Source organism: Asaia sp. SF2.1, assembly GCF_000505765.1.
In the GTDB taxonomy this organism is placed as follows: domain Bacteria; phylum Pseudomonadota; class Alphaproteobacteria; order Acetobacterales; family Acetobacteraceae; genus Asaia; species Asaia bogorensis.
This window is the reverse complement of sequence record NZ_AYXS01000012.1, coordinates 229,513-236,520: the sequence shown is the minus strand read 5'-3', so window position 1 is coordinate 236,520 and position 7,008 is coordinate 229,513. Positions and strand designations below refer to the sequence as shown.

At 60.9% G+C, this 7,008-nt stretch carries 11 protein-coding genes; 10 read left to right on the top strand and 1 reads right to left on the bottom strand.

What is annotated here, in order from left to right; genetic code table 11:
• From P792_RS38690 to gloA, 7 genes are all read left to right on the top strand, one after another.
• Positions 1-749 (top strand): BamA/TamA family outer membrane protein (locus P792_RS38690; RefSeq protein ID WP_035439687.1); only part of this gene is annotated, 749 nt, incomplete at its 5' end.
• Positions 750-820: 71 nt separating this feature from the next.
• Positions 821-1,732, top strand: coding sequence for an OmpH family outer membrane protein (locus tag P792_RS27440; RefSeq protein WP_023978525.1), 912 nt, complete (start codon positions 821-823; stop codon positions 1,730-1,732).
• Positions 1,733-1,738: 6 nt separating this feature from the next.
• Positions 1,739-2,800: a UDP-3-O-(3-hydroxymyristoyl)glucosamine N-acyltransferase gene (gene lpxD, locus P792_RS27435; RefSeq protein ID WP_023978524.1), complete on the top strand. Its 1,062-nt coding sequence runs from the start codon at positions 1,739-1,741 to the stop codon at positions 2,798-2,800.
• Between the two features lie 247 nt (positions 2,801-3,047).
• The gene (gene fabZ, locus P792_RS27430) at positions 3,048-3,467 is read left to right on the top strand and encodes a 3-hydroxyacyl-ACP dehydratase FabZ (protein WP_031240655.1); all 420 of its coding nucleotides are present in this window, start codon (positions 3,048-3,050) and stop codon (positions 3,465-3,467) included.
• A gap of 21 nt (positions 3,468-3,488) precedes the next feature.
• A complete protein-coding gene (gene lpxA, locus P792_RS27425) occupies positions 3,489-4,340 on the top strand; it encodes an acyl-ACP--UDP-N-acetylglucosamine O-acyltransferase (protein ID WP_031240653.1) in 852 nt (283 codons plus the stop codon).
• Complete coding sequence (locus tag P792_RS27420; RefSeq protein WP_023978521.1) at positions 4,337-5,179, top strand: LpxI family protein; 843 nt, start codon at positions 4,337-4,339, stop codon at positions 5,177-5,179. The genes lpxA and P792_RS27420 overlap by 4 nt, the downstream gene beginning before the upstream one ends.
• Before the next feature lie 54 nt (positions 5,180-5,233).
• A complete protein-coding gene (gloA, locus tag P792_RS27415; protein ID WP_023978520.1) occupies positions 5,234-5,629 on the top strand; it encodes a lactoylglutathione lyase in 396 nt (131 codons plus the stop codon).
• Positions 5,630-5,703: 74 nt separating this feature from the next.
• On the opposite strand, the gene P792_RS27410 is transcribed toward gloA, so the two are convergent.
• Positions 5,704-5,916 carry a hypothetical protein gene (locus P792_RS27410; RefSeq protein ID WP_023978519.1) on the bottom strand — a complete coding sequence of 71 codons (213 nt, stop codon included), beginning with the start codon at positions 5,914-5,916 and terminating at the stop codon, positions 5,704-5,706.
• Between the two features lie 148 nt (positions 5,917-6,064).
• Here P792_RS27410 and rpmH point away from each other — a divergent pair, with 148 nt between their 5' ends.
• From rpmH to yidD, 3 genes are read left to right on the top strand one after another with little or no spacing between them, the layout of a single operon-like run.
• Positions 6,065-6,199, top strand: a complete 135-nt coding sequence (gene rpmH, locus P792_RS27405; RefSeq protein WP_023978518.1) for a 50S ribosomal protein L34 — start codon at positions 6,065-6,067, stop codon at positions 6,197-6,199.
• A 7-nt stretch (positions 6,200-6,206) separates the two neighbouring features.
• A complete protein-coding gene (gene rnpA / locus P792_RS27400) occupies positions 6,207-6,548 on the top strand; it encodes a ribonuclease P protein component (protein WP_023978517.1) in 342 nt (113 codons plus the stop codon).
• Positions 6,545-6,778: a membrane protein insertion efficiency factor YidD gene (gene yidD / locus P792_RS36570; protein ID WP_309680745.1), complete on the top strand. Its 234-nt coding sequence runs from the start codon at positions 6,545-6,547 to the stop codon at positions 6,776-6,778. The genes rnpA and yidD overlap by 4 nt, the downstream gene beginning before the upstream one ends.
• Positions 6,779-7,008: the final 230 nt, after the last annotated feature.

Genomic DNA, 7,008 nt, shown 5'->3' with positions numbered 1-7,008 from the left:
CCTACGGCTATCAGTATGTGCCGTCCTATTATGTGCAGGATTCGGCAGGCTGGTCGCTGCTCTCGCAGCTGAGCACCACGCTCACCTATGACCGTCGCGATAACCGCATGCGTCCGCGCAAAGGCTATGTGCTGAACCTGAGCGGCGATTTCGCCGGCGTGGGCGGCGACGTGAAGTATCTGCGCGCCAAGTTCGATGGCCAGTATTATGTGCCGCTCGATTCCGTGACCGGTAACCATGACTGGGGCCTGCAGTTCAAGGGCGGCGTCGGCTATATGGGCGACTGGTCCAAGAGCAGCAATGTCAGCATCATCGACAACTTCTATCTTGGTGGTGAAAACCTGCGCGGCTTCCTGCAGGGTGGTGCCGGTCCGCGTACGGGTCATACAAGTATCGATAACCCGCTACCGGGTCAGGAAGATCTGATCGGTGGTCGCTTCATCTACACGGCGTCTGCCCAGCTTAACTTCCCGCTGCCCATGGGTGAGGATGTCGGGATTTCCGGACGTTACTTCGTCGATGCCGGTAGCCTTGCAGGGCTGCGCGTAAAGAATCTCTACACCAACCCGACGCAGGCCAAATACACGCCTGTCACGGGTAACACGCTCACACCGCGTGTTACCACGGGTCTTGGTATTTCCTGGAAAAGCCCGTTTGGCCTCGTAAATATCGACGCCGCCGTGCCGATCCGCAAGTCGCGCAACGACCGTCTCTACCCGATCCGTTTCGGCTTCGGGCAGCAATTCTGATCTCCGCTTACCGCTCTGTGCTATCGCCCGCCAAGAAGGCGATAGCCACCCGGTCTTGAACAGAGGTTTCCATGTCCATTTTCTCGGCAGCCCGTTTCGTGGCTGCTTCGGCACTGCTCGCTTCCGTCAGCCTGCCGAGCCTGGCCCAGGCACAATCTGCCCAGAACGCCTCCGGCAATGGTGGCTGGTTTGTTCCCAAGACAGCCCAGCAGCCGGCTCCTGCCGCGCCGCATCCGGTTCGTCGCGTTCCTGTCGCGCAGCCTGTGGCGCAGGATGCTGATGAACCGATGCAGCAGCCGGAAACACCGCCCGTTCTGCCGCAGCCCCCTATTCCTGACTCGCCCGATCTGCCCAAGGCTGCACCGCCGCCGGCCGCCCTGCTCGGTGTGATCAGCATTCCGACAGTCATGCGTCTCTCCAGCGCGGCTGCCGAGGCGCAGCGTGTTCTGGGCGAGCGCCGCGACAAGCTCGCCGCTGCGGCCCAGAAGGAACAGGCTGGCTGGCGTGCCGAGCAGCAGAAGCTGCAGGAAAGCGCGCGCACGCTGACTTCAGAGCAGATCCAGCTGCGTGAGCGTCATTTGCAGGAGCGTCGCGCCAAGGCGCAGCGTGATTTTGCCAATCGCGCCCGGATCATTCAGGAAGCAGCCAATGTTTCCCTGAACCAGATCGAGCGTGAGCTGGTTCGTATCGTGCGTCAGGTTGCTGCATCCCACAGCATGAACCTCGTTCTGCATAGCGAACAGGTCGCCCTGCATGTCGATGGTCAGGACATCACGGAAGAGACAGCCAAGGTCCTGAACAAGGTGCTGCCGCACGTCTTCATCCCTGCTGAGGATGTCGATCCTGAAGTGCTGGCAAAGTCGGGCAAGATGCCGACCACTGCGGATGAAGATACGAACTCACAGGTTGGCCCCGGTCCCGCCGCAGCACCGGCGGCTCCTGCGCCGCAAGCCGCTCCTGCCTCCATCCTCAGAAAGCACTGATCTGACATGACGCTTTCCCTGCCAGACGCTCTCCCCGGCGATCCCCGCTTCTTCGGACGTCAGGGACCGTTCTCGATCCAGTCGCTTGCCGAGTGGGCGGATGCCGAGATCGTGGGGCAGGGTGAGGCGGGTCAGCGCATGTTGCGTGGTGTGGCGCCTCTTCAGGCGGCCACCGCGCAGGAAGTGAGCTTTCTGGATAACAGGCGCTATCTGCCGCTCCTGGCAGAAACCAGGGCGGGTGCCGTCATTCTCGCTCCGGCGTTCAAGGACAAGCTTCCAGAGGGCGTTGTCGGGCTGGTCAGCAAGTCACCTTACCTCGCCTGGGCCCGTATCGCTGCCCGTTTCCACCCGGTGGCTCCATCGCGCCCCGGCGTACACCCGACAGCGTTTGTCGATGAAAGCGCCGTGCTGGGAAAGGGCGTCGAGATTGGTCCATTTGCGACGATCGGCGCGAATGTGCAGATCGGGGCAGGGACCGTCATCGGTCCTCACGCCGATGTGGCGCAGGGTGTCGTAATTGGTGCCTCGTGCCGCATCGGCGCGCATGTCTCACTGTCTCATGCCATTCTCGATGATCGTGTCACCCTCTATCCGGGTGCGCGTATTGGACAGGATGGCTTCGGCTTTGCTGTCGGACCGGCAGGGTTCGAGACCGTCCCGCAGCTGGGGCGTGTCATTCTGGGTCATGATGTCGAGATTGGCGCGAACTCAACGATTGACCGTGGTTCCATGCGCGACACGGTAATCGGGGCGGGAACGCGCATCGATAATCTTGTCCAGATCGGCCACAATGCTCAGCTCGGTCGCTGCTGTATCGTGGTATCGCAGGCTGGCATTTCCGGTTCGACCGAACTGGGTGATTTCGTCACGATCGCTGCTCAGGCTGGTCTGATCGGGCATATCAAGATTGGTGAAAAGGCCCGTATCGGCGCTCAATGTGGCGTGATGTCGGATGTCGAGGCCGGTGCGGATGTCATTGGCAGCCCCGCCATGCCCTTCCGCGAATTCTTCCGCAATGTCGCTTTTCTGCGCAGACTGGCCAAGAAGGACGGCAAGCCCGACGCCTGAGCACGACTGGTCGGGCAGTGGTCATGACTACAGAGTTTTGCTAGAAGCAGGCGGACACGTTAAACCTGTTGTCATGTAACTGACAATTGGGCGTGGTTGGCAGGGCCGACCCGCTCAGGAACGAGAAGTGAGCAGAACATTGGACGCCTCTGCGGAAGAGAAAAACAAGGAAGTAACGGCGCAGGCCGGCACGGCTGACAACGGCGCAGCCGAGGTCGCAACGGTGGATATCGAGGCTATCGATATCATGCGTATCATGGCCGCTATCCCGCATCGCTATCCCTTCCTGATGATCGACAAGATGGTCGATATCAAGCTTGGTGAGTCGGCGACCGGCATCAAGAACGTTACGATCAACGAGCCTTTCTTCACTGGGCATTTCCCGGCGCAGCCCGTCATGCCGGGCGTGCTCATTGTCGAGGCCATGGCCCAGACAGCGGCAACGCTGGTCGTGCTCACACTGGGTGAGGCTTTCGAAGGCAAGCTCGTCTATTTTATGACAATCGAGGGTGCCAAGTTCCGCCGGCCGGTCGGCCCCGGTGACCAGCTGCACATCACTGTCGTGAAAGAGCGCGCCCGCGCCAATGTCTGGCGCTTCAAGGGCGTTGCACGCGTCGATGGTGTATCGGTTGCCGAGGCGACCTTCAGCGCCATGATCATGGGTTAAAACAGCTTCGTGGATCGTTCCGTGTCAAATTGGCCCAGCACTGTCAGCATTCATCCCAGCGCCCTGGTCGCACCCGAGGCGATACTGGGTGAGAATGTCACCATCGGGCCCTGGTGTTCCGTTGGCCCCGATGTCTCGATCGGCGAGGGGGCCCGCCTCCATGCCAATGTCATCATCGACGGGTTGACCGAGATCGGTGCGCAGGTCGAAGTCTTCCCATTCGCCACGATCGGTCTCGCGCCGCAGGACCTCAAATACAAGGGCGAGCCGACACGCTGCGTGATTGGTGCCCATACCGTCATTCGTGAAAACGTGACGATCCATCGCGGGACCGCACAAGGCACAGCGCTTACCCAGGTCGGCTCGCGCTGCCTGATCATGGCGAATGCCCATGTCGCGCATGACTGCATGATCGGTGATGGCGTGATTATCGTGAACAATGTGGTCATGGGCGGTCATGTCGAGATCGGTGATGGTGCCCGTGTCATGGGGGCTGCTGCGCTGCACCAGTTCGTGCGTATCGGTCGCGGTGCGCTGGTTGGTGGCGTGTGCGGTGTCGAAGCTGACGTCATTCCCTATGGCAGTGTGCTCGGTAACCGGGCGCGTCTCGTAGGATTGCACTGGATCTGGCTGCGCCGCCAGGGCGTCAGCGCCGAAGAAATCCAGCAGATGCGTCGCGCTTTCCGCATTCTTTATCCGCGCACTGGCCGCAATGAGCAGGTGCTCGAAGCCCGCCTTGCGGCTGTAAAGCGTGACTTTCCTGACAGCCCTCGCGTGCAGGAGATCATCGCTTTCATGGAAGTCCAGAGCCGGCGTGGTCTTGTCCGCGCAGCCAGCCCTGCGCAGATCTCCGCCGAGACGGAGGGCGTGTGACTACCACATCGGTCGGTATTCTGGCAGGGGGCGGTCCGCTCCCTTTCCAGGTGGCCGATTCAGTGCGCGCCCAAGGGGGCGAGGTTTTTATCATCGGGTTTCAGGATTTCGTTGATCCCGACCTGATCCGTGCCTGGCCACATCGTATCATCCGTCTCGCTGCGGCGGGCGAAATTCTCTCCACACTTCGTGCTGCCGGTTGCCGCGATATCGTGCTTATCGGCCCGGTAAAGCGACCGGCCCTGCGTGATCTGCGTCCCGACGCCGAAGGCGCGCGTCTGCTCGCCCGGGTCGGGCGCGCGCTCTTCTCCGGTGATGACGGATTGCTCGGCGCGCTCGTGCGGATTTTCGGTGAAGAGGGCTTTCGCGTCCGAGGCGCCCATGAATTTCTGACCCGCTCGCTGGGTCGCCCCGGCGCCATGGGGCAATACGCACCGGATGATCTTGCACTGAGCGATATCAGGCGCGGTGTTGCTGTCGTGCGTGGGCTGGGTGCGCTGGATATCGGGCAGGGGTGCATCGTGCAGGATAGCCTCGTTCTGGCTGTTGAAGCTATCGAAGGGACGGATGCCATGATTGCGCGGGCAGGGGGGCTGCGCCAGCCTGGCCCCGGTGGCGTGCTGGTGAAGATGCTGAAACCCGGCCAGGAAAAACGGGCCGACATGCCAACGATCGGCCCTCGAACCATCCAGAACGCCGCCTCTGCCGGGTTGCGTGGCATCGCGTTCGAGACGGGAGGCACCCTTCTGACAGATCCGGTCGCTTGTGAGGCAACCGCCGACCGCTCAGGTCTGTTTCTCTATGGTCTGAGCCCGGCCGAACTGCTGGGCGCTGACTGATCATCCTGTCCGGTGTGCAGCGCATTCCGGACCCAACTGCCCGGGAGAGCCACAATGGCAAGCTATCTGCACACGATGATACGCGTTCAGGATCTCGATAAGAGCGTTGCTTTCTACAAAATTCTGGGGATGCGTGAGATCCGTCGTCGCGAAGTGCCCGATGGTCGCTACACGCTGGTTTATATGGGGTTCAACGACAACGCCCATGGTGAGGCGGAAGTCGAGCTTACCTATAACTGGGATCAGGAAGGTCCTTACGAGCTCGGGACGGGCTTCGGGCATTTTGCGATCGGCGTGCCTGATGCGGCCCGTACAGTCGAGACGGTCCGAAGCAATGGCGGCAAGGTCACGCGCGAAGCTGGGCCAGTCAAGTTCGGCACAACAATCATCGCCTTCGTTGAAGATCCCGATGGCTACAAGATCGAGATCATCCAGAAGGACACGTTCTGAGGGAAAGATCGGGCGGGTGCATGACTTACCCGCCTTGCGCCTCGCTCGGACATGGGGCGGGGCGTCTGGTGACCCTAGTTCGCCACGCGCGAGCGCTTGAGGCGTTCGGTCGCCTTTTCCAGCGCTTTGACGATGCTGGTGGCGTGCCGTTTGACTGTCTCGTCACCATGCGACGTCAACAGGTCGGCAGCGAGAAGGGCAGTCGCCAGATCGTTGCGCAGATCATGACGAAGCGTTTTCAGTCTCGCTTCGGCATCGGTTGGTGGCGTTTCATCGCGCAGTGTCATGGTCAGACTCCTTGATTTGATTGACAGCGCAGTTTCAGGCCCGTAAAAGCCCGCGCACAGAGGAAGATGGCGTCAGCCTTGTGTCGTCTTCTTGTCGGGGGTGGAGCCAGGGGCCTCACCATCATTCATTGCCTTGAGGAATGACGCCATGAAGCGTACATATCAACCGTCCAAGCTCGTTCGCAAGCGTCGCCACGGCTTCCGTGCACGTATGGAAACCGTCGGTGGCCGTCGCGTCATCAACAACCGTCGCGCCAAGGGCCGCAAGAAGCTCTCGGCCTGATTCCAACTTGGCGGGTCTGCCTCAAAAACTTCGGAAAAGACCCGAATTTCTTCGGGTTGCGAGCCGCGGGCGCAAGGTCGCCACATCGGGGCTCGTGCTTCAGGTTCTGAAGACCGAAGACGAGAGGCCGGCCCGCGTCGGTTACACGGTTACCAAAAAAGTCGGGAACGCCGTTGTACGTAACCGCACCCGCCGCCGCCTTCGGGCAGCGTTGGCGCATGTAGCGCAGGACCATGCGTTGAGCGCTGTGGATCTGGTGCTCATCGGACGCGATTCGACACGTGGCCGGCCCTTCGGCAAGCTTATCGCCGATCTCGAACACGCCCTGAAAAAGGGGCAGGCCCTGTGATCGGCTTGGGCAGAAAGCTTCTGCTTTCGTGCCTGCTCGGCGGTCTGCATGTCTATCGCCGCTATATCAGTCCCCAACTTGGTACGAATTGCCGGTTTCACCCCTCCTGCAGTGCCTATGCTCAGGAGGCGTTGCGCCGACACGGTCTGGTGCGCGGGATATGGTTGACCGTGAAGCGGCTACTGCGCTGTCATCCCTATTGTTGCGGCGGGTATGACCCTGTGCCCTGAACGGGGCGGCTTTGGATGGTGGCAAGGGGCCGTAAAACGCCTAATTCGCCTTCGCCCTATTGTTTTGTGACCCGATTTCGGTCACTTCAACGGCTGCGACCGTGGCATCCTGCCGCCGGGCGCTCAGAATTGTTTACTTTCATGGAAAGACCGGCACTCGGCTGATGGATATCAAGCGCATCCTGGTGGCAACCAGTCTCTCGCTCGCGATCGTGGTCGGCTTCGATTAT

Excerpts from the sequence above, each read along its gene's own strand:
- lpxD (WP_023978524.1), top strand. The coding sequence starts at position 1,739 with ATGACGCTTTCCCTGCCAGACGCTCTCCCCGGCGATCCCCGCTTCTTC.
- gloA (WP_023978520.1), top strand. The coding sequence starts at position 5,234 with ATGGCAAGCTATCTGCACACGATGATACGCGTTCAGGATCTCGATAAG.
- P792_RS27410 (WP_023978519.1), bottom strand. The coding sequence starts at position 5,916 with ATGACACTGCGCGATGAAACGCCACCAACCGATGCCGAAGCGAGACTG.
- P792_RS27440 (WP_023978525.1), top strand. The coding sequence starts at position 821 with ATGTCCATTTTCTCGGCAGCCCGTTTCGTGGCTGCTTCGGCACTGCTC.
- rpmH (WP_023978518.1), top strand. The coding sequence starts at position 6,065 with ATGAAGCGTACATATCAACCGTCCAAGCTCGTTCGCAAGCGTCGCCAC.
- fabZ (WP_031240655.1), top strand. The coding sequence starts at position 3,048 with ATGCGTATCATGGCCGCTATCCCGCATCGCTATCCCTTCCTGATGATC.